Here is a 23,120-nt window from a genome sequence, read left to right on the forward strand (position 1 = left end):
AGGAAACATTATGAGAAAATTTATATATAAAATAGCATATTTAATTTTAGTAGGGGTGGTAAGTAATTCTTGTAGCGATTACTTAGACGTGGCACCAGACGATAAACTCTTAGAGACACAAATATATTCTTCAGAAGCAGGAATTAATAATGTACTTAATGGAGTTTATAATGCTGTAACAAGAAGAGAATTATATGGAGAGCGTCTAACTATGAGTACAGTAGAAATATTAGCACAACGCTTTACTGTAGATTCAAGGACCTCTAATTATTCCATTTTACAATATAATTATGATTCAGACTTTGTTAAAAATCAAATATCAGGTATTTGGGAACAAGCCTATATAGCAATCCTTAACATAAATGATTTAATTAAAAATGTAGATGAGTACAACACTTTAATTCCCGAAAAAGCGAATATTGTTAAAGGGGAAGCTTATGGTTTAAGGGCGATGTTACATTTTGATATGTTACGTCTTTTTGGTCCAATTTACAGTGAAAACCCAGAACGAGAAGCAATACCTTATTATACTGAGGCAAAGGCTGAAAATGGAGAAATTCTTCCTGCTAATAAAGTAATTGAATTGGTTTTAGCCGATTTAGAAATGGCTGCTAAATTACTAGAAAATGATCCTGTTATAGGGATGGATTCTAGTGAAGACGAAGTTGCTGGATTTTATACCCAAAGCAGAAATTTAAGAATGAATTATTTTGCTGTTAAGGCCTTGCAAGCTCGAGTTAGTTTATATGGTGGTTATACAGCAGAGGCTAATGCTATAGCTAAGGAAGTGATAGATATGACTACAGCAACCTTCCCTTGGACCACCCCTTCTGATGTCATTTCAGCTGGAGGTAATCCTGATAGAGTATTTTCTACGGAGGTAATATTTGCTCTTCAGAATACCAATTTATATGAACGATACGAAAATTTATTTTCATCATCATTAAGAGCTATTAATGTGTTATACTATAATGATCGTAGATTAAGTCAGCTTTTTGAAAATAATGAAAGTGATTATAGGTTTAATATAAACTGGATTAGACCAACATCTGGAGAGATAACATTTAAAACGTTTAGAAAATTTGAAGACGTATCAGATCCTAATATGTCGTTTAGGTTTATGCAACCCTTAGTAAGAATATCTGAAATGTATTATATCGTAGCAGAAACAGACACCGATGAAACTACAGCTTTAGAATATTTAAATACAGTACGTTTTAACAGGGGGCTAGCAGATTTATCATCAGGAGTTGATATTCAGGCAGAAATTCAAAAAGAATATCAAAGAGAATTTTATGGTGAAGGTCAAATCTTCTTTTATTACAAAAGAAGAAATACCAATAGAATACTGAATGCTAATACAACTTCTACCACGTCTTTTATAACCATGGGTGAAGATAAATATGTAGTGCCATTGCCAGATTCAGAGTTAAAATATCAATAACATAAAATAGAGATTATGAATAAAATAATAAAATATGTAATGCTATTAGGTCTTAGCTGTTTTATGTTAGGATGTAATGAAGACAGTCTAGATACTTATACAGGCAAAGATAGTATATACTACACGTGGTCCGTTGAAGGGGTGTACCTTGGGACTTCTAGGACTTATCCAGACAGTACAGGGTTTACCTTTGCTTTTAAAGGTCCCGAGATTACACAAGAAGTGTATAAACTTCCTGTGTCTGTTCAAGGGCAGGTAACAGATTATGATAGAGAGATTAGTGTGGTACTAGATGCTTCAAGTACGGCGATTAAAGGAGTACATTTTGATTTACCTGAAACCATTGTTTTTAAAGCAAATCAGGAAAAGGACAGTATTCCTATTACACTTTATAGAACTGAAGAAATGAAAGATAATTCTTATTCTATTAAGTTGAATCTTGTTGAAGGTAAAGACTTTGTTGTAGATATGAAGGAAGTCGTTTTAGATGAGGCTACAGGAGAAACATTGAGTTTTACAAAGTTTGAGTTAGCCGTAGAAGACATTCTTCGAACACCCAAAAATTGGTATTATTATTTTCTTGGGGATTTTTCTGCTAAAAAATTGTTTCTAATTAATGAAGTAATGGGAATACCCTTAGATTTTTACGATCAAGATCCTCGCGATTATGATGCTATGAGATTTCACGGTAGTTTTATGCAACGGTATTTAAATGAAAAACGGGCTGCAGGTGAAGCTATATATGAAGATGATGGCACAGAGATGGTCATGGGACCAAGTGTGCAAAAATAGTTTTAAACAAATAAAATTATAGATTATGGTAAAAAATAAAATATATAAAATAGTAATGTTTTTAAGTCTTTGTTGCTTAACAGTTTCTTGTGACGAGGATTTAGGGAATTATGACTACAACGATATTAATGAAGTTGTTTTTGGAGGGATGGAAGATCGTTATAGTGCCTTATTAGGAGAGAGGTTTCAAATTACACCTCAATTAAGTTTTACCCAAGACGAAATTGCTAATGAGGATGATTATGAGTATGAATGGCTTGCTATCATTAAAAGTAGTCAGGTTTTACCTGCTGAAAAGGAAACTTTTTTGGGAACAGAAAAAGATTTGCTTTTAGATCCTGTTTCTTTATTGCCAGCCACCTATGATGTGAAGTACCGAGTTACCGATAAAAATTCAGGAGTACAATGGACAAAACAATTTTTTCTAGAAGTAGGAAGTCCTATTTATGAAGGCTGGATGTTACTATGTGATGTTGATGGGACTGCCCGTTTAGATATGCTGTCTTTAATTGATGGGGAGTACACACCTATTGTAGATGTATTAGATTACGCAGGGTCATCATTGAAATTAGAAGGAGCGCCTGTCAATGTATATTGTTACCCATACGAGTATGGTTTTTATGGTATTTATGTAACCAGCGAAGGTACAGGTACAACTAAAATTCACCCTGAAACTTTTGATTGGAAACAAGAATATTATGTGTCTTATGAGATGGTAGATCCAAGTATACCAACCGATTTTCAGGCCGATTTTATTCAAAGAAGTTGTAATGGAAACAATACGAGTCTTCTTTATAAGGATGGAGATTTGTATTATTATTTACGAGTGTATCAATACAGATACTCGTTGCCAATAAACATATTACCTGGTGAAAGAAAAACCTTTAAAGTAGCTCCATACGTTGCAGATTGTTTTCTTTTTGTAAATATTCTTTACGATATGGATAATCAACGCTTTGTGAGACATGTGTGGAATACGCAAAGTTGTAGTTTGATGCCTGATGGTAATTTGTTTGATTACAATACAGGTAAGGATTTAGTGTATATGTCTAGAGTAGAGTATAATGGAGGTGAAGTATTTTCTTTACTAAAAGATGCTTCAGATAAATTGTTTTTAGGAAGAATAGGAGTCGGTTGGTTTGGTACTTTTTCTCAGAATTTTTATGATGAGATTCCTAGTGATATTGCTGCAGATATGTTGAAGGCAGATCATTATGCCGTAAGTCCGGAGTATGGTTATATCTTTTATAATGTAGGAAGTCAATTGTATCAATACGATTTTAACTTGCGTCAATCAAAATTAATGGTTGATAAAGGTAATGAAGAGATAACCTTATTACAATTCGATCGTACCAGTCCATTTGATTATAGTAAGAAACTTAATGTGTTTACTTACGATGCCGCAAATGAAAATGGTGCCATTGAAACCTATACAGTACCACCTGTAAATGGAAAGATTGTTTTAGATGAGCGACACGATGGTTTTGGTCGTATTGTCAGTGCTTCATATCGTCATAGATAATAAAATCATAATGAGCAAAAAAGGAAAGGGAGAGTCCTTTCCTTTTTTGCTCATTAAATATTGAGACAAAACTATACCTAATACAATTTTTGTAAGTGTGTATAGTTTTTTTATGCTCTACAACTAAGGAGTTGTAAGTATATTTTGTACTAAAAGAATATAATAAATTAAATTTCAAATTAAACAAAATGATAAGAAAAATGCTTTATGTATTAGTTTGTAGCTTATTTTTTATGAATACAGCTATGGCTAAAGAAGATTTAAAAATGGCAACCATTGAGGGTCATTTAGATTTTGATTCAAATTCAAATCAAGTTACACTGCACCATGTGGTCGATGGACAATTAGAAGTACACACAACTACTATATTAAATGAAAACAGAGATTTCGGATTTAAATTTCCAGTTACAACACCGGGGTTCTATTATATCGATTATGGTCAATATAACAATAGGTTAAGAGGTCAAGTAATTCGTTTGTATTTAGAGCCTGGAGTAAATGTTAAAATGTCTATTCAAGAAGATAAATACATACTTGAAGGAAAGGAAAATGGACATAATCAATTAGTACAAGACGCTAATAATATTGTGAACAGATTTCGCGAATTTAATAGATTGGGAGCAAGGGTTACGTATGAAGATTTTTATCCGTTTTTAGAAAACGAAGGGATTAAAATGGTTCAAGATTTTAAGAGTCGTATAAAGACCAAGGATAAAGATTTTGATGCACTTCTAAGCTTGGCTGTGCAAGCTGATTTTGAGTCAGAATGTTTTTTCTTTTTTCGCTTACCAAGAACAGCGCATCCAGATAAAGAAAATAGACCTCAAATATATGCTGACTTGAAAGTTGATGGAATTAAATTTTCAGACGAAAATATCTTAAAGCTTGATAATGGATTTAAATGGATGTCAGGATATTTTGATTATTACAGGTATAACACCAAAAGAGATTCTAAAGTAGAAAAAATAGATATTATAAATAACGACCTTAAACAAATTTCGGGTAATACTTTAAAGGAGGTTTATGTCTTAGGAATGCTTAAGTATTTGAGATTAAAACCAGAAGAATATAAAGAGATAATAACACCTTTGTATCAATATTTAACATCTGAGAAAAGCAAGAATTATGTTCTTGAATACGAAAAGCAACTACATAAAGAAGAAGGGCAGCCAGGATATGAGTTTACATATAAGGATGTTAATGGAAATCCTGTGTCATTTAAAGATTTCAGAGGAAAATATGTTTACGTTGATGTTTGGGCAACCTGGTGTGGACCTTGTAAGCAAGAAATTCCTCATTTAAAGAAACTGGAGCACGATTATAAAGGGAAGGATATTGTTTTTATGAGCATTTCTGTAGATAAAATAAAAGATAAGCAAAAATGGAAAGACTTCGTAAAAAGTGAAGCTTTAGGAGGTGTTCAAATAATGGCCGATAAGGCTTTTGAATCAGGAATCACTAAAAATTATGAGATTAATGCGATTCCTAGATTTTTATTATTTGATAAAGAAGGGAAAATAATTTCAACAGATGCTTTAAGGCCTTCAAGTAGTTTGATAAGAAAGCAATTTGATGAGCTACTAGGGCTTGAAAAATAAACAAAATTATGAGTAAATTTTATTTAGTTGTAGGACTTTTTGCGGCAATGTTTGTAGGATGTTCTTCTTCAAAAAAAGTGAGTTCGATTACTCAGGAGCAATTGAATCAAATGGATTCTGATCAAGCAGGAAAAACCATTAAACAGCTCCTAAAAAGTAAAAATGAAGAGGACTACAAAAAGGCCGTTGAATATTATAATGCTAGTAAGAATAAAGAACAATCAAGAGAGGTTATTGATATAGCTGTTAAAAAATTTCCTAAAGGGTATTATGCTGCTCGTCAAGAATCGGTTGCTCTATTAGCTGAAAAGGACCCTGACTTAAAAGTAAAAGCTTTCAATGAACTTAGAGAGAAATTTCCTGATCAAAATCTAGATGGAGCCTATTTTACGATGATTAATTTTCAAATTAGGCAAGGAAACTTTGATGAAGCAATAGCTTATCAACAAGAAATGGAAGAAGGAAATCAGCTAAAATATATTTCATTAGAAATGATTTCCAAAGCGGCAAATTTAGCTAAGAAGGATATTGGATTAGATAATTTGCTTAAATCTGAAATAGCTAAGCTTGAAAAAATTAAAGGAGAATCTAAAACCCAATTATGGAATAATGATGATCAATTAATAAGAAATTTGAAGTTCAATTTGGCTGAGACCTATTATATAAATGGGAAAAGTCAAAATGCAATTATGATAATTCAGGAATTAAGAAATGGTTCTGATGATAAGACCGGAGCATTAAGTTTAAGATATGCAACCATGTTAGCCAAATGTGGTAGCTATGAGGATGCTTTACCTGTTTTTGAAAATGCAGTAATTGAAGGAAGAGCTACAGAGGAAACAAAAGTGTTTTTAGAAAGAGCCTATACAGCATTGGGGAGATCAAATTATCAAGCATATTTTGATGATTTAATTGTTAAAATGAATGAAAGTACTGTCAATCATGTTAAAAGCATTATGATTAACGAGCCATGTCCAAGTTTTACATTAAAGGATATTAATGGAAATGAGGTTACTAATGAAGATTTAAAAGGAAAAACCTTAGTGGTTGATTTTTGGGCGACCTGGTGCGGGCCGTGTAAAGCATCTTTTCCAGGAATGAAAGCAGCTGCAGATAAATATAAGAACGATGAAGAGGTTATGTTTTTGTTTGTGCACACCTTCGAAAAAGAAAAAGATCCGTTAACACTTGCTAAAAATTACTTAAGTGAAAATCATTACGATTTCGATTTGTATATGGATTACAGAAATGCAGAAACCAGAAGAAATGAGGCGGCCACAGCTTTTGGGATAAGAAGTATACCGACAAAAGTGGTTATAGACCCTAAAGGAAACCTGAGATTTAAAGTATCAGGTTTTAAAAGTAGTAAAGTTAGCATGGTGGCTGAATTATCAGCTATGATAGAAATGGCTAGAGATTAAGATTTAAAATCTTAAAATACAGATTGATTATTTAACTAATCAAAGTGTTAGTCGAAAGCATCGCATTTGCGATGCTTTTTTCGTTTCTAAGTTAAATTATGTTAAAAACAAGTCAGTTTATAATGGTATTGAAAATTTAGTGAGTATTAATTTAAAGTAGAAATAGATTCTGCTAAATACTTAATTATAAAATAAGACAAACTAGCAAAATGATTAAAAAACAAATTCTTTATGTGTTGGCTTGTTGCATATTAATGGTAAATATGCTTCACGCAAAATCTAAAACGGACTTAACCACCGTTACAGGTCATTTAAATTTCGAAACGAAAATAGGTCAGGTAACGTTACACCATGTAGTGGACGGTCAATTAGAGGCACATTCTACAACTTTAGTAAATCAGGATGGTTATTTTGGTTTTCAGCTGCCAGTAACAGAACCTGGGTTTTACTTTGTAGATTATGGTCAGTATAACAATCGTTTAAGAGGGCAGGTGATTCGTTTGTATATTGAACCAGGTTTAGAGATTAAACTAGATATTAACGAGAATGACTATGTTTTAAAAGGTAAGCATAACGGCTTTAATACTTTAGTTCAGGAAGCTAACAAAATCAATAATACCTTTAGAGAGTATAACCGATTAAAAGCTATGTTTACATATAAAGAGTTTTTTCCTTTTATAGAAGGTGAAGGTACCAAAATGGTTGAAAATTTTAAAAGGTCAATCAATACTAAAGATAAGACATTCAACGAACTTTTAAAATTAGCTGTTCAAGCCGATTATGAAACTGAATTGTATTTCTTCTTTCGTTTACCAAGAATAGCACACCCTGAAAAAGATAATCGACCAGAAATTTATACTAATTTATATGCTGAGGGTATTAAGTATAATAACCCAAATATTTTAAAACTAGATAATGGTTTAATGTGGATGTCAAGCTATTTTAGTTATTATAGACATCGTTCGGACGCGTCATTTTCTAAGTTAGATATCATTGATAACGAAATTAAACACATTTCAGACGACAGAATTAAAGAAGTATATATTCTGGAAACCCTCAAAAGTTTGAGGTTAAAACCGGAAGAATACAAAAAAGTGATTCCTCCCTTATATCAATATTTAACTTCAGAGAAGAGTAAAAATTATACCTTAGAATACGAAAAGCAGATGCATAAAGAATCAGGTCAGGCAGGGTATGAGTTTACTTATGAAGATATCAATGGAAATCCTGTTTCATTTTCAGATTTTAGAGGGAAATATGTTTATATTGATATCTGGGCAACATGGTGCGGACCGTGTAAAGCGCAAATTCCATATTTAAAAGAATTAGAACACGCTTATAAAGGAAAAGATATTGTTTTTATGAGTATTTCTGTTGATAAGCTTAAGGATAAACAGAAATGGAAAGATTTTGTGAAAACTGAAGCTTTAGGAGGTGTACAGTTAATGGCAGATAAAGCATTTGGTTCTGGTATTACACAGAATTATGAAATAAACGCTATTCCTCGATTCTTATTATTCGATAGAGAAGGTAAGATCATTTCAACAGATGCGATGCGCCCTTCAAACCCATTATTAAAAGAACAATTCGATGAATTGTTAAAAACAAATAAGGAATAGAATTCATATTTTATATATGAGAAAGCATCACGAGAGTGATGCTTTTTTTATTGTTATTTATTTTTTAATCGCGCCAGATAATCGAAATGTTCACCTTCTAAAACGAGTTCACAACTTAAGCCAACAGATTCACAAGTCATTTTTAGGTTTTCAAAATCGAGATAGAGCCATTTCATAGCATCTTCTTCTTCGCCTTTATAAGTTAAAAAGTAATCCAGTTCACCATAATATTCGGCATTGGTGTCAATCCAGAAGCCACCGTCTTCTTCATCTTCATACATATATTTAATATCTGAAGAATCGATTAGAATTTGTCCGTTAGGGTTCAGTAAACTTTTTAAATGAGTTAAATATTTTGAAACCTGTGACGCTTCCTGAAAAATACCGGTACCATTCATCAATAAAAGAATGGTGTCAAAGGTCTCGGTTTCATCTAAAATGTCTTTCACTTCAGCTTGTAAAACACCACGTTGTTTAACTACTTCAATGGCACCTTTAGAAATATCAATGGCTTTTATATATATGCCTTTATCCTGTAAATACAAACTATGACCTCCGGCACCGCAGCCAACATCTAAGGTTCTGCCCTGAGTAAGTTGTAGCGCTTTTTGTTCCAGTTTTGGCATCTCATTATAGCTTCGAAACAGGTAGGGAATAGGTAATTCATCTTCGTCAGAAATACTGGTAGAGGTGATGATATCTTCAGTGTAATTTCCGTTTTGGAAGTCTAATAAGGCCTTTCCGAATAAATCCTTCATAAAGTTGATGGGTTAAGAGATTTAAGATCTCATTCAAAGTCGTATTTTTGCACTATGCAAGACATTATTAAAAATCTTCCAAAGCTCGCCAAAGATAAGCAAAACGAGAACAAGAAATTCTTTAAGAAGCTAAAAAGTAAGCCTCCAAAGGATTTAGATTATATTATGCAGGAGTTGCATGATGATGAGTTTCAGCGTACCGATTGTTTACAGTGTGCGAATTGTTGCAAAACGACGGGGCCTTTGTTTACCGATAAGGATATTGAGCGTATTTCGAAGTTTTTTAAAATGAAACCACAACAGTTTATCAGTCAGTATTTGCGAATTGATAGAGATAATGATTATGTATTACAAAGTGTGCCTTGTACCTTTTTAGATGCCGATAATTATTGTATGATTTATGATGTGCGACCAAAGGCCTGTCGTGAATATCCGCATACCGATAGAAAGAAGTTTCAGCAAATATCAAATCTCACGATTAAGAATGTTGCGATTTGCCCAGCGGCTTATAATATTGTAGAAGAAATGAAAAAGCGAATCAAATAATTGATTCGCTTTTTAGTCTTTAATTCATGATGCTTAAAGGCGCTTATTTTTTTGGATGAACCAGTTTCATCTCTTTAATAAGTCTTTTGGCGTTGGCATATTTGTCGATAATAAATAAAACATAGCGCGCATCGACCATAATATTGCGACAAATATCAGGGTCGTAATTCATGTCGCTCATCGTACCTTCCCAAACACGGTCGAAATTTAATCCTATTAAATTACCATAAGCGTCAAGTGCCGGACTACCTGAATTTCCACCAGTAGTGTGGTTTGTTCCAATAAAGCATACAGGCATTTTACCATTGCTGTCAGCATATTTCCCGTAGTCTTTATTGTTATATAATTCAATTAGTTTTTCTGGAACATCAAATTCGTAATCTCCGGGAATGTATTTTTCCATAACGCCATCAAGGTAGCTAATGTGGTTATAGTAAACAGCATCACGTGGTGCGTAACCTTTAACTTTACCATAAGTAACACGTAGTGTGCTGTTGGCATCAGGGAAATAACGCTCATCGGGTAAGGCTTGCATTAAAGCTGTCATATATTTAGTTTGTAATGCCGAAATGGCTAAGTTCTTTTCTTCAAACTCTGGATTTATTTTAGAAAAGAATTCTTCAATCATAGGCTTTGCATAGGCATAAGCAGCATCATTATTTAACTTTTGTATAATCTCTTCTGCAGAACCTTCAAATAAAGTTAAAGCTTTGTTTAAATCTGTAAAAGCAGTGTTTTCATAAATGGATGTATCAACATTATTTCTTTTGTATAAAGGCATGACCGCTTCATAGATACCTTTGTCTACAGAGACATCGTAGTTTTTATGAATTTTTCTTAGAGTACCTTCAATAGAAGCTTTTGCTTTTTCTAAAGCACCAGGATTTTTAGCAATGGTTTGCTCGAACTGGTACGTTCTAAATGTCATCTGCATCAGTTCATTAGTCGTTAAAAAGACTTCAATAAAATTACGACGCATAATATTGATATTGGCAAAGCTTTCATACTGGCTTTCAAAATCAGTTAGAATATGACCGTATTCATTTTCAAGCTCTTTATTTTTTAAACCTTTTTTGAACTTTTCTTCAAAGACTTTACGTTTAGCTATTGCATTAGATTTTTCAATACCTAAGTTTTCACCAACCCATTTTTTCCAGGCGTTAGCAATGCTAGCTTGTTTAGCTGCATACTTGATACGAACGTCATCGCTGGCTTTCATGTTGGCATTGATAACACCTAAAGCCGCTTCACGAATGGCAATATTACTTGGGTTAAATTCTTGCGTAATGTGCTCGATGGCTACTGAAGGAAGGTATTCTTCTGTGGTGCCAGGGAAACCAAATACCATGGTAAAGTCATCTTCTTCGATACCGTCTAACGATATAGGCAGGAAGTGTTTTGGTTTGTAAGGTACATTGTCTTTGCTGTATTTTGCTGGACGATTATTTTTATCGGCATAAATTCTGAAAATTGAAAAGTCTCCGGTATGTCTTGGAAATACCCAGTTATCGGTATCGCTACCAAATTTACCGATGCTACTTGGTGGAGCACCAACCAAACGAACATCGTCGAAACGTTCGGTTACAAATAAAAAGTACTGATTGCCTTTGTAAAACGCTTTTACTTTGGTGTCTTGCCAGTTTTCTTTTTCTATTTTGGTTTGTAAGGTGTTACTGTTTTTGTCGATTAAAGACTGTTTTTCTTTCTCAGTCATATTTTTGGTTACACCTTCTAAAACTTGAGCTGTAACATCTTCAATACGCACAATGAATTCAACAAATAAACCTTCGTTTGGTAATTCTTCATCGTAGTCCATAGCCCAAAACCCATTTTTAAGGTAATCGTTTTCTAAGGAAGAATGTGATTGAATTTGACTAAACCCACAATGGTGATTGGTTAAGATTAAGCCTTTTGGAGAGATGACTTCACTGGTACAACCACCGTTAAAATGAGCGATGGCGTCTTTTAGACTGGATTGATTAACATCGTAAATGTCTTTAGCTGTAAGTTTACTGCCTAAGCTGGTCATTTCCTCTTCATTCATACCTTCTAATAGAGAAGGAATCCACATACCGCCTTGTTGCGCGGTAGTCTGAATGCAGATGAACAGGATAAATAATTTTAAATATTTCATGTGTTATTTTTAATAAAGTTTTCAAAAATAATAACTAAAACGCGATTAAATAGTGCAAACAGGAATTGTTAAGGTTAAATGTTTCATAAAAGTGAATCTGGCGCGTAAGAATTTGTAACGTTATGCTGATTTTCACTTTTTTATAGAACAAGAATAGGCATGAGAGACGTTATTTCAGAAAAATATCTTCCAACGTATTACCGAAATTTACCATACTCACGCCACTTAAGTTGGTTAAAACACAGATAACAATGCCTTCTTTTGGGAAGACGCAAAGAATACTCGAAGACCCCATGCCGCCACCGGTATGATAGTATTTTGGTGTATTGTTTACCGATGTTCTAATGGAAAGGCCAATACCGTATCCTGTTTTGTAGCCATTATCTAGACGTTGCGATGTGGTTAGTTTCGATAGAGCTTTTTCTGAAATAAGTTGGGGTGTAATAAGTTCGTTTCCGAATGTAACAATGTCTTCTGATGTAGACAGAAATCCGCCTGCAGCTACTTTATATTCGTTGGCAACCTGTTTTGAAATTACAGGTTTTCCAACTATGTTTAGTTTGTGGAATTCGGTAAGGTTGTGCACCAGCACTCCGGAAATTTCCATAGACGAATGAGACATGTGTAGGGGTTTGAAAATGGAATCGCAAACCAGGGTGTTAAACGGTATTTTGGCAGCCGTTTGCATAACTTCACTAAGTAATACAAATGCCGGGCTACTATAACGGTATTTAGTTCCGGGTTTCCAAAGTAGCGGATCATATTTAAAAAGTCTAAGCCCCTCAGAAATACTCATTTTTTTGTTAAGAGCATATTCCTTATTGTTTTTGTAATGTCTGATACCGGCGATATTACCACCAAGCTGTTTTACGGTAAAATCGTATTGCTTTTTAGGATAATCGGGTAGATAATCATAAACACTTTTGTTCAAATCTACGATGCCGTTATCAACCAGTTTGCCTAATGTAACGGCTGTAATAGTCTTGGAAATGCTCGCAATTCTAAAAATGGTTTCATCGGGTTTTACCGGTGTTTTTGTTTTCAGATTTGTATAGCCAAAACCCTCCGACCAAATGAGATTTCCATGTTGAGACACTGAAATGGCCATGCCCGGAATATGTTCCTTTTCAAGAAAGCGCTTAGCAACAGTTTGTGCTTTTTCAATCTTGGAATTTTTGGATGTTTGCGCAAGTGCGAACAAACACGATAGATACAATATTGGGGTGAATAGGCGTTTCATGTGTTTTAATTATACAGTAAGTATTTGCGGCGTGTTTGTTTGAATTTGACTAAATTCTTTTGCCAAGTAGCTTGAATAGCTTCGGCAGATAAACCGGCTTCAATTTGTTGCTGAAGTTTATCAGTTCCAGCCAATTTAATAAAGAAATTGTTGAAAAAGATTGTTTTGTCTTCCGTGTTGTTATAAGCATCAATTAGCCATTGTAAATTCAAATGATTTAAAGGTTGAGTTTGTTTCAGGTTCAAGCCATAACATAATTTGTTTTCATGCTTTGGATATTTCGCCCCATCATTCGATTTTGGAGTATAACTATATTTGAAGACTTCAGAATTTAAAAACGGACTACCAAAAACCTGAAATTGATTATTCGTTCCGCGACCTGCATTTACGTTCGTACCTTCAAAAAAGCAAAGGCTGGGATATAAGTTAATAGATGTGTCGTTAGGTAAATTCGGACTCGGTTTAATAGGTAAGCTGTAAGGCATTTGATGCGTATAATGCTTAACAGGAATCACGCTTAATTCACATTGAATACCTTTATCTAACCAATGTTCACCGTTAATCATTTTGGCATATTCGCCAATAGTCATGCCGTGTACCACTGGAATAGGGTGCATGCCAACAAAGCTTTTGTTTTTAATGTCTAAAGTCGGGCCGTCAACATAATGCCCGTTTGGGTTGGGTCGGTCGAGAATAAGAACTTGAATGCCTTGTTCAGCACACGCTTCCATAACATAATGCAAGGTGGAGATATACGTGTAAAAACGTGTACCCACATCCTGAATATCGAAAATGACCAAGTCTAAATTACTTAGTTGCTCCGGTTTTGGTTTTTTGTTATCACCATAAAGTGAAATAATAGGAACACGGGTTTTTTTATCGATACCGTCTTTGACATGCTCGCCGGCATCAGCCTGACCTCTAAAACCGTGTTCAGGAGCAAAAACGGTTTTCACATTAACTTTTAAAGCAACTAAAGAGTCAACCAGATGCGTATATGAATTATCCGTTTTAAAAATAACAGATGTTTGGTTAGCCACAATCCCAATACGTTTTTCTTGTAAAAGCGGTAAATAGGTTTCAGTTTGATTGGCACCAATAATTATAGTATTGTCATTCTGAACATGTTTTAGAATATCTTGTTTTTCGCTGTGTTCTGTAGCTAAATGTTCGGGCTTTTTATCGCCTTTTTTATTCGCACAGGAAATCATGACTAAAACAAATAATAAAACTGTATTTTTGAAAACATTAAATCGCATATAGAATTTTGAATTACGAGTATTTTATAGCTAAACGCATTATTGGTAGTAGAGCGTATAAAAGTAGTGTATCGGCACCAATAATAAAAATTGGTATTGCGGCAATTACCATTGGCATTGTCGTGATGATGATAGCCATTGCAACCGGTATCGGACTTCAGCAAAAAATACGTGATAAGGTGGTGGCGTTTAATGGCCATGTCACGATTACCAATTACGATAGTAACAATTCTCAGGAGAGTTTGTATCCTATTTCTATAAATCAGGATTTTTACCCGGAGTTTAAGTCTGTAGAAGGTATAAAACACGTACAGGCCGTTGCTGCAAAATTTGGTGTGATTCGCACAGAAACCGATTTTGAAGGGGCTTATCTTAAAGGTGTTGGGGCCGACTACGACTGGAGCTATTTTAAAGAGTTTTTAATTGAAGGGCGTTTACCTGACTTTACAAAGAAATGGAGTGAAGAGGTTTTAATTTCTGAATATTTAGCTAACCGATTAAAATTTAAATTGGGCGATACATTTCAGATGGTTTTTGCAAAAGACGACCCTGAAAAGCTTCCAAATATAATTACATTTAATATTGTGGGAATTTATAATTCAGGCTTTCAGGATTTAGATGCTCAATATTTAATAGGGAATATACGTCATATTCAGCGCATCAATAAATGGGAAGATGATCAAGTAGGGAGTTTCGAAGTATACATTGACGACTACAACCAAATCCAGCAAACGGGTATTGCAATTTATCAAAATACGCCGTCGACTTTAAACAGTCAGACCATTACCGAAAAATATGCGTCTATTTTCGAATGGATTGGTATTTTCGACACCAACATTTATGGTATTATCGGTATAATGATTTTAGTAGCAGGTATAAATATGATTACGGCATTACTGGTTTTAATTCTGGAACGCACCCAGATGATAGGGATTTTAAAAGCCTTAGGGAGTAACAACTGGAGCATTCGAAAATTATTTTTGTATAATGCCAGTTATTTAATTCTTTTAGGATTGTTCTGGGGGAATTTAATTGGGCTCGGGCTTTTATTCGCGCAAAAATATTTAAAACTATTTCCGCTAGATCCAAGTGTGTATTATGTTACCGAAGCTCCGGTGTACATCAATTTCGGGTATATCGTAGCCTTAAACATAGGTACGTTGCTACTGTGTTTATTTATGTTGTTAGTGCCGTCGTACATCATCACAAAAATATCTCCGGTAAAAGCTATTCGATTCGAATAATCTGGGCGTTACCCTTCGGGTCGGGCTTTCGGCAGTCGCTCTCTTCGAGAGGCTCCAACAAAGCCTCAATCCCTAACGCAAATCTATATTGAAGAACCTTTTATTGAAAATATAATGCTTTAACTTTACTATTCCTTGTTTTCAATATCACTAATATGATGTTCTAAAGCTTTAACCGAAATCTGAATTTCCATAATCAGCAAGCTTAGCGATATAATTAATAAGATAAGAGCAAGACCAAATACCCAAACCGCCAAAGTATGTTGTTGAATGTAAATTAAAAACATAGTAACGACACAAAGTAAAAGACTGCTAATTCCAAAAATTTGCATAGATCGGGTTAGGTACAGGCGCTGTTTAATGTTTTTTATCTGGGCGTAAAGTACACGATCTTTATTCTTTTGGTATTTGCTGTGAAGTTCCCGTATAACCGAGGCGTAGGCTAAAAATCGATTGGTATAGGCCAGCATGATTAATGAAATAGCCGAAAATAATAAGGCTGGTGTGGTTAAGGTTAATTCTTCCATGATTTTTTTTTTGCGTTTACTCAAATTTAGCAACTTTAATTGGTGTAGGTGTTAGATTTTTTATGTAAAAATTTTTACATTAGTACATGCGTGAAGATTTTTTACATTATTTATGGAAGCATAAAAAGTTCCAGTTGAGTGCGCTAAAAACCACAAATGCTGAAGATGTTCTTGTATCTTCGGTTGGACAGCATAACCAGAATTCTGGCCCCGATTTTTTTAATGCGCAGTTAAAAATAGGGGAGCAGTTGTGGGCAGGAAATGTAGAGATTCACGTAAAGTCTTCCGACTGGTATTTGCATAATCATGAACAGGATCCGGCTTATGATAATGTGGTTTTGCATGTAGTATGGGAGCATGATACCGATGTCTTCCGCAGGGACAATACTCCAATTCCAACTTTAGAGCTGAAAGAGTTTACGAGCTCGATAACCTTAGAGAATTATAATAATTTATTTTCAAAACAAGGGAAGTGGATTAATTGCGAAGCAGATTTTGCTTCGGTAAGTGATTTCGATTTAAACCATTGGTTGGAACGTTTGTATTTTGAACGTTTAGAGCGCAAGTCGAAAGTTATTCAGGACTTGTTGGAAGCGACCAAAAATGACTGGGAAGCGGTTTTGTTTTGTATGCTGGCTAAAAACTTCGGATTGAAAGTAAATGGCGAAGCGTTTTTCAGTATGGCACAATCAGTAGATTATTCGGTAGTTCGGAAATCGCAATCAAATCAACATAGTTTAGAAGCTTTATTTTTTGGTCAGGCAGGGTTGTTGGAGCACGATATTCAGCAGCGTTATTATCAGGATTTGGTTAAGGAGTATCAGTTTTTAAAGCAGAAATTTCAGGTAACGAATCATTCGGTGGTACCGGTGCAGTATTTTAGACTGCGTCCGCCTAATTTCCCAACCATTCGTTTGTCGCAATTGGCAAGTTTGTATGTACAGCATAAAACTTTGTTTTCAAAAATTATAGAAGGGAATAATTTGGAAGACTATTATAACGTGTTTAAAGTATCAACATCAGAATTCTGGAAAACACATTACACTTTTGAAAAAGTGTCTAAATCATCTGTTAAAATGTTGACCAAATCGTTTGTCGATTTATTACTCATCAATACGATATTACCCATTAAATTTTGTTATGCCAGACAACAAGGGAAAGATGCCGATGAGGAGGTGTTGCAAATTGCCTCAGCCATGGCTTCAGAAAAGAATAGCATTGTCGACGCCTTTAATACATTAAAACCGATATCCAAATCGGCATTTCAGTCGCAGGCACTGCTTCAGCTTAAAAATGATTATTGTGATAAAAATAAATGTCTGCAATGCAGTATAGGAAATAAACTCATTGTAAAAAATGTATAAAAAGAGCAAGGGTTAAGTGTTTAGCAAACGTAACTATAAGCAACCTGGTATATTTGAATGGCTGTATTTTTAACAATTGTCAAACTTTATGGCTAAATTGCGACAGGGATTAACAGATTGAAAACAAAGTTATGAATGTAGTTTACAAACCGTTATTGTTTTTTCAAAAGCATGGGTATTACGTTTGCCAGCGTATTGCCGATCGTTTAGGTATTCGGGCGAAAGTTGTTAGAATATCCTTTATGTACTTAACCTTTGTAACATTAGGGTTTGGTTTTGCATTGTATTTGTTTTTAGCGTTTTGGATGCGTATTAAAGATTTATTGTATACCAAGCGTTCTTCGGTTTTCGATTTGTAATATTTGAATTTTAAAAAATATTTTTATTATTAACCTATGAGTTACATCTGTCTTAAATTCTGTAAATACTAACAGATGAATCCACTATTAAAATTTTTTAGAACTAAGATTTACACCGCTGTTTTCCTTTTGGTGGTCATGATTGGTTTGGGGGTTACCGGTTATAAAGTTATAGCTGACTACTCATGGGTTGATGCTGTTTATATGACGGTAATCACCATGACTACAGTTGGTTATGGAGAGGTTATTCCTTTAAATCAGGAGTCTAAAATCTTTACGGTATTTTTAATTTTAGCCAGTGTGGTTATTATGGGGTATGCGCTGTCTATTATTACCGAATACATTTTAAGTAAAAACAATGTTGAAGAACTAAAACAAAAAAAGATGCAGAAAAACATTGATAGCTTCAAAAATCACGTGGTTATTTGTGGTTACGGAAGAAATGGCAAACAGGCGGCCAGAAAATTGTTAGCGCATAAAAAACAGTTTGTGGTTATTGAACGCGATAAGGAAGTCGAGGAACAATTGCAACAGGATGAGGTGCCTTACATTATAGGTAATGCCAATGACGATGCTATTTTAATTCAGGCGGGAATCGATCGTGCTTCTAGTTTTATTTCGGCTTTGCCTAATGATGCCGATAACTTGTTTGTGGTGCTTTCAACACGTCAAATCAACAGTAATATAAATATTATTAGTCGTGCTTCACACGAATCGTCATATAGTAAGTTAAAGTTTGCTGGTGCGAATAATGTGATTTTACCAGATAAAATAGGTGGCGATCACATGGCTTCTTTAGTGGTCGTTCCTGGTTTAATGGAATTTATAGATAACCTTTCTATTGTAGGTAAATCTAACATTAATATTGAGGAGGTTGCTGTAGAAAAGCTTTATCGAGAAAATGCATTGGTGAAAACCATTCGCGATTTGGATTTACGTCGAAAAACTGGTTGTACCATTATTGGATACAAAGACGAAAATGGTGAGTATGTAGTAAATCCGGAAGCAGAAATGGAATTGGCTGCCAACTCTAGAATTATTGTTTTAGGAAGACCAGAACAGATAGAAACCCTCAACAGGGTCTATAATATTAGCTAAGAAAGCTACTATTTTACCATGAATTACTATTTTAACAACAGATGTTTTAGAAATCGATTTTTTTTTAGCATCTTGCCGACTTTTAATAAGAATACTTCAAAAACTTCAAAAAATTAACCTAAAAATTTTCTTATGAAGAGATATCTTCTTTCATTATTTACATTAGTATTTCCATTTATAACATTTGCACAAGAGTCAACTTCAGAAAAATTCGATCGGGTTTTCAAAGAATATACCGGATGGTTTGTTGAAGGGATTTTTTATGAAATTCCATTTTCTGAAGACTATCATATTCCTTGGGTGTTAATTGTATTAATTGGAGGCGCTCTGTTCTTTACCTTCTACTTCAAGTTTATAAACTTCACAGGTTTCAGAACAGCTTTACTTGTTGTTAAAGGAAAGTATGAAGACATCGAGAAACATGGAGCAGATACCTTATACGGAGATGTTACTCACAATGAAGAACATAATATAATTGAAACCTTAAGAGATGATAGCGTTCATGGGGAGGTGTCGCACTTCCAGGCTTTAACGGCAGCTTTATCGGCAACTGTAGGTTTAGGGAATATCGCAGGTGTGGCCGTAGCTTTATCTATTGGTGGTCCCGGTGCAACTTTCTGGATGATAGTCGCTGGTCTTTTAGGGATGGCTTCTAAATTCGCTGAATGTACTTTAGGGGTTAAATATAGAGATGTAGGTGAAGATGGAACCGTTTACGGTGGACCAATGTATTATTTAACCAAAGGTTTTGCTGAAAAAGGCATGAAACCACTAGGGAAAGTATTAGCTGTTATTTTCGCTATTTTCGTAGTAGGAGGTTCTTTTGGTGGAGGAAACATGTTCCAGGCTAATCAGGCAGCGGCGCAGTTTACTAAATTATTTAATTTACAAAGTGATAATGCTGGTATGTACTTCGGATTTATTATGGCAGCGTTAGTAGCGGTTGTAATTATTGGAGGTATTAAACGTATTGCTTCTGTAACCGAAAAAGTAGTGCCTTTTATGGCGGGTATTTATGTGTTGGCATCATTAATTATTTTAGGGGCGAACTGGCATTTAATCGATGATGCATTCGGATTAATTTACGAAGGAGCATTTTCAGGTTTAGGTATTGCTGGTGGTCTTGTAGGTGTTATGATTCAGGGTATTAGAAGAGGAGCCTTTTCTAACGAAGCTGGTGTAGGTAGTGCCGCTATTGCGCACTCGGCAGTAAGAACAAAATATCCAGCGAGTGAAGGTATTGTAGCGCTTTTAGAACCGTTTGTAGATACGGTTGTTATTTGTACCATGACGGCTTTAGTAATTGTAATTACAAACTTCGATGGCGCATTCATGGAATACGGGGTGCCAATTAAAGAAGGTGTAGAGTTAACAGCAACCGCTTTCGATTCTGTTATTCCTCACTTTTCAATCATTTTAACTATTGCTGTAATCTTATTCGCTTTCTCAACAATGGTATCTTGGTCTTATTATGGTATGCAGGGATGGGTGTTTTTATTCGGAAAGGGTAAGAAAACCGATTTAATATATAAAATATTATTCTTATTTTTCGTAATTGTAGGATCGTCTATTAGCCTTGGGGCAGTAATTGATTTCTCAGATGCGATGATTTTTGCGATGGTAGTACCAAATATTATAGGTGTTGTGGTGCTATCACCAATCATTAGAAAAGAATTGAAAAAATACATGAGAGCGATTACTGTTAAGGAAGATGCTCTTGAAGAAGGTGCTGAAGATCTTACTAAGCATATGTAAAACTAAAAACTAACTCAATATGAAATCCCATTTCACGTTTACTAAACAACAGCGAAATGGGATTTTTTTATTGCTATCAATTATCGTCGTTCTTCAGGTTACTTATTTCTTTGTTAATCGCCCATCTGAACATTTTACAGTAAATCAAGAGGTATTAAAAGCTTTTACAAAGGAATTGGATTCTCTTAGGTTGGTTAAACTGGAAGAAAGCAAACCTAAGATTTATCCGTTCAATCCTAATTACATTACCGATTATAAAGGGGCTCGGTTAGGGATGACAAACGAAGAAATTGATAGACTTTTAAGTTACAGAAAGCAGAATAAGTGGATAAATTCCGCTAAAGATTTTCAACAAATCACTCAGGTATCCGATTCGCTTTTAAATGCAATTTCTCCTTATTTTAAATTTCCCGAGTGGGTAACCAATCCGAAATCAAGTGTGGTTTCGTCTTATGCAAAACGAGCAAAGACCTATGCTGAAAAACAAGATTTAAATACCGCAACGGCCGAACAGTTGAAAACGGTTAACGCAGTTGGAGATGTTTTATCTGATCGCATTGTGAAATTCAGAAACAAATTCCCGGGAGGTTTTATTGCTGATATTCAGTTGCAGGATGTTTATGGTTTAACACCGGAAGTTATTCAACGTGTTACTTCCGAATTCACTGTAAAAACACCCCGAAGCCTTGAAAAAATAAACCTAAATACCGCTAAAGTGGAGCAATTGGTCACCATTCAGCATATCGATTACGATTTAGCCTATCGTATTATTGAGCAGAGACAGTTGAGAGAAGGCTATAAATCGATAGACGAATTAACAAAAGTTAAAGACTTTCCTATTAATAAAATAGATATAATTAAATTATATTTGTCGCTCGATTGAAAAAAAGACAGATTAATGAATAGTATGTACTTCACCGAAGAACATCACCTTTTTAGAAAAAGCCTTCAAGATTTTTTACAAAAAGAAGTTGTACCTCACATAGAAAACTGGGAACAAACCGGAACCATTGATGGATTCATTTGGAAGAAATTCGGAGATATGGGATTCTTCGGAATCAATTATCCGGAAGCCTATGGCGGTTTAAATTTAGATTTATTTTATACGGTCATTCTTTTAGAAGAGCTTCAAAAAATAAATTCAGGTGGATTTGCTGCTGCAATTTGGGCACATATGTATTTAGCCATGACGCATCTTAATGCGGAAGGCGATGAAACCATTAAGCAAAATTATTTGGTCCCAAGTATTGCAGGTGATAAAATTGGCTGTTTATGTATTACTGAACCTTTTGGTGGTAGTGATGTGGCAGGTATGCGATCTACAGCGGTAAAAGACGGTGATTATTACATTTTAAACGGTTCAAAAACCTTCATCACGAATGGAGTTTACAGCGACTATTTAATTGTTGCGGCTAAAACCAATCCGGAGTTAGGTAATAAAGGTGTTAGTATTTTTGTGGTCGACAGAGCAACCGAAGGGATTACAGCAACCAAATTAAATAAATTAGGTTGGCGTGCATCAGATACAGCTGAAATTGCTTTTGATAACGTTAAAATTCCAGTGAATAATTTAATGGGTGAAGAAAATAAGGGGTTTGCATACATTATGCAGCATTTTTCTTTAGAGCGTTTAATTATGGGGATTAATGCGCACGCGAGAGCAGAGTTTGCTTTAGAGTACGCATTACAATATATGTCAGAGCGTATGGCTTTTGGTAAGTCAATCGATCAGTTCCAGGCCTTGCGTCATTCTATTGCCGATTTATATACCGAAATGGAAATCTGTAAAGAGTTTAACTATTCTGTTGCTTACCGTTTAAATAAAGGTGAGTATGTTGTGAAGCATGCGACCATGTCTAAATTGAAGTCGACTAAAATGGCTGATGATGTTATTTATCAGTGTTTGCAATTTTTAGGAGGATATGGATATATGGAAGACTACCCGATGGCACGTTTGTTACGCGATAGTCGTTTAGGACCTATTGGTGGTGGTACATCAGAAATTCTTAGAGAAATTATAGCCAAAATAATAATCGATAAGAAGGAATATAAGCCAGCAACTTAGTTTGTTGGTTTTGCAGTCTTTTTAAAAATATACACGTATCAAAACCAGTTCATTTGAGCTGGTTTTATTTTTTTAAAATTTTTAATTGTTTATAAAAAATTAGTTTTATATTTGCAGCCCGAAATGCTAAAAGAGAGGAGGTTAAGACACTATGTTAATTATACCAATTAAAGAAGGAGAAAATATAGATAGAGCGCTAAAGCGTTTTAAAAGAAAGTTCGATAGAACTGGTGCTAAGCGTCAATTACAATCGCGTAAGCAATTTACAAAGCCTTCAGTTGAACGTAGAGCGCAAATTCAAAAAGCACAATACATTCAAAAGCTTAGAGATGCAGAAGATATCTAGTAGATTCTAACTCATACATAAAGTCCCGC

At 34.5% G+C, this 23,120-nt stretch carries 20 protein-coding genes; 15 read left to right on the forward strand and 5 right to left on the reverse strand.

The window, feature by feature from the left end; translation table 11 throughout:
- The first annotated feature begins 10 nt into the window (after positions 1 to 10).
- The 6 genes from ICJ84_RS03600 to ICJ84_RS03625 all read left to right on the forward strand — a co-directional run bounded on the left by ICJ84_RS03600 (position 11) and on the right by ICJ84_RS03625 (position 8,396).
- Positions 11 to 1,444 carry a RagB/SusD family nutrient uptake outer membrane protein gene (locus ICJ84_RS03600; RefSeq protein WP_188214984.1) on the forward strand — a complete coding sequence of 478 codons (1,434 nt, stop codon included), beginning with the start codon at positions 11 to 13 and terminating at the stop codon, positions 1,442 to 1,444.
- A 15-nt stretch (positions 1,445 to 1,459) separates the two neighbouring features.
- Positions 1,460 to 2,236 carry a DUF4843 domain-containing protein gene (locus ICJ84_RS03605; protein ID WP_188214985.1) on the forward strand — a complete coding sequence of 259 codons (777 nt, stop codon included), beginning with the start codon at positions 1,460 to 1,462 and terminating at the stop codon, positions 2,234 to 2,236.
- Between the two features lie 25 nt (positions 2,237 to 2,261).
- On the forward strand, positions 2,262 to 3,758 hold the full coding sequence (locus ICJ84_RS03610) for a PKD-like family lipoprotein (protein WP_188214986.1): 1,497 nt from the start codon (positions 2,262 to 2,264) through the stop codon (positions 3,756 to 3,758).
- A gap of 245 nt (positions 3,759 to 4,003) precedes the next feature.
- Positions 4,004 to 5,356: a TlpA family protein disulfide reductase gene (locus tag ICJ84_RS03615; RefSeq protein WP_206688670.1), complete on the forward strand. Its 1,353-nt coding sequence runs from the start codon at positions 4,004 to 4,006 to the stop codon at positions 5,354 to 5,356.
- A gap of 8 nt (positions 5,357 to 5,364) precedes the next feature.
- A complete protein-coding gene (locus ICJ84_RS03620) occupies positions 5,365 to 6,777 on the forward strand; it encodes a TlpA disulfide reductase family protein (protein ID WP_188214988.1) in 1,413 nt (470 codons plus the stop codon).
- 209 nt (positions 6,778 to 6,986) lie between these two features.
- Positions 6,987 to 8,396 (forward strand): TlpA family protein disulfide reductase, encoded by a 1,410-nt coding sequence (locus tag ICJ84_RS03625; protein ID WP_241748677.1) that lies wholly within the window; start codon positions 6,987 to 6,989, stop codon positions 8,394 to 8,396.
- Between the two features lie 53 nt (positions 8,397 to 8,449).
- Here ICJ84_RS03625 and ICJ84_RS03630 read toward each other — a convergent pair whose 3' ends face one another.
- A complete protein-coding gene (locus ICJ84_RS03630) occupies positions 8,450 to 9,154 on the reverse strand; it encodes a class I SAM-dependent methyltransferase (RefSeq protein ID WP_188214989.1) in 705 nt (234 codons plus the stop codon).
- Between the two features lie 54 nt (positions 9,155 to 9,208).
- Here ICJ84_RS03630 and ICJ84_RS03635 point away from each other — a divergent pair, with 54 nt between their 5' ends.
- Complete coding sequence (locus ICJ84_RS03635; RefSeq protein WP_188214990.1) at positions 9,209 to 9,700, forward strand: YkgJ family cysteine cluster protein; 492 nt, start codon at positions 9,209 to 9,211, stop codon at positions 9,698 to 9,700.
- A 43-nt stretch (positions 9,701 to 9,743) separates the two neighbouring features.
- Here ICJ84_RS03635 and ICJ84_RS03640 read toward each other — a convergent pair whose 3' ends face one another.
- The 3 genes from ICJ84_RS03640 to ICJ84_RS03650 form a co-directional block, all read right to left on the reverse strand.
- Positions 9,744 to 11,834, reverse strand: a complete 2,091-nt coding sequence (locus ICJ84_RS03640; protein WP_188214991.1) for a S46 family peptidase — start codon at positions 11,832 to 11,834, stop codon at positions 9,744 to 9,746.
- Between the two features lie 169 nt (positions 11,835 to 12,003).
- On the reverse strand, positions 12,004 to 13,074 hold the full coding sequence (locus ICJ84_RS03645; RefSeq protein ID WP_188214992.1) for a serine hydrolase domain-containing protein: 1,071 nt from the start codon (positions 13,072 to 13,074) through the stop codon (positions 12,004 to 12,006).
- Between the two features lie 5 nt (positions 13,075 to 13,079).
- Positions 13,080 to 14,333: an exo-beta-N-acetylmuramidase NamZ family protein gene (locus ICJ84_RS03650; RefSeq protein WP_188214993.1), complete on the reverse strand. Its 1,254-nt coding sequence runs from the start codon at positions 14,331 to 14,333 to the stop codon at positions 13,080 to 13,082.
- 8 nt (positions 14,334 to 14,341) lie between these two features.
- On the opposite strand from ICJ84_RS03650, the gene ICJ84_RS03655 reads away from it, so the two are divergent.
- Positions 14,342 to 15,577: an ABC transporter permease gene (locus ICJ84_RS03655; RefSeq protein WP_188214994.1), complete on the forward strand. Its 1,236-nt coding sequence runs from the start codon at positions 14,342 to 14,344 to the stop codon at positions 15,575 to 15,577.
- 128 nt (positions 15,578 to 15,705) lie between these two features.
- Here the strand turns inward: ICJ84_RS03655 and ICJ84_RS03660 are convergent, their stop codons facing one another.
- Complete coding sequence (locus ICJ84_RS03660; RefSeq protein ID WP_188214995.1) at positions 15,706 to 16,104, reverse strand: DUF2721 domain-containing protein; 399 nt, start codon at positions 16,102 to 16,104, stop codon at positions 15,706 to 15,708.
- 86 nt (positions 16,105 to 16,190) lie between these two features.
- Between ICJ84_RS03660 and ICJ84_RS03665 the strand changes: the two genes are divergently transcribed.
- From ICJ84_RS03665 to rpsU, 7 genes are all read left to right on the forward strand, one after another.
- Positions 16,191 to 17,468 (forward strand): DUF2851 family protein, encoded by a 1,278-nt coding sequence (locus tag ICJ84_RS03665; RefSeq protein ID WP_188214996.1) that lies wholly within the window; start codon positions 16,191 to 16,193, stop codon positions 17,466 to 17,468.
- Between the two features lie 131 nt (positions 17,469 to 17,599).
- On the forward strand, positions 17,600 to 17,827 hold the full coding sequence (locus tag ICJ84_RS03670) for a PspC domain-containing protein (protein WP_188214997.1): 228 nt from the start codon (positions 17,600 to 17,602) through the stop codon (positions 17,825 to 17,827).
- Between the two features lie 75 nt (positions 17,828 to 17,902).
- On the forward strand, positions 17,903 to 18,925 hold the full coding sequence (locus ICJ84_RS03675) for a potassium channel family protein (protein WP_188214998.1): 1,023 nt from the start codon (positions 17,903 to 17,905) through the stop codon (positions 18,923 to 18,925).
- Between the two features lie 132 nt (positions 18,926 to 19,057).
- Entirely contained in the window at positions 19,058 to 20,680 is a 1,623-nt protein-coding gene (locus tag ICJ84_RS03680) for an alanine/glycine:cation symporter family protein (RefSeq protein ID WP_188214999.1), read from the forward strand.
- A gap of 19 nt (positions 20,681 to 20,699) precedes the next feature.
- Entirely contained in the window at positions 20,700 to 21,563 is an 864-nt protein-coding gene (locus ICJ84_RS03685; protein WP_188215000.1) for a ComEA family DNA-binding protein, read from the forward strand.
- 15 nt (positions 21,564 to 21,578) lie between these two features.
- Complete coding sequence (locus ICJ84_RS03690) at positions 21,579 to 22,745, forward strand: acyl-CoA dehydrogenase family protein (protein ID WP_188215001.1); 1,167 nt, start codon at positions 21,579 to 21,581, stop codon at positions 22,743 to 22,745.
- 151 nt (positions 22,746 to 22,896) lie between these two features.
- Complete coding sequence (rpsU, locus tag ICJ84_RS03695; RefSeq protein WP_188215002.1) at positions 22,897 to 23,091, forward strand: 30S ribosomal protein S21; 195 nt, start codon at positions 22,897 to 22,899, stop codon at positions 23,089 to 23,091.
- Positions 23,092 to 23,120: the final 29 nt, after the last annotated feature.

The sequence above is a fragment of the Aestuariibaculum suncheonense genome (assembly GCF_014596935.1).
Lineage (GTDB): Bacteria > Bacteroidota > Bacteroidia > Flavobacteriales > Flavobacteriaceae > Aestuariibaculum > Aestuariibaculum suncheonense.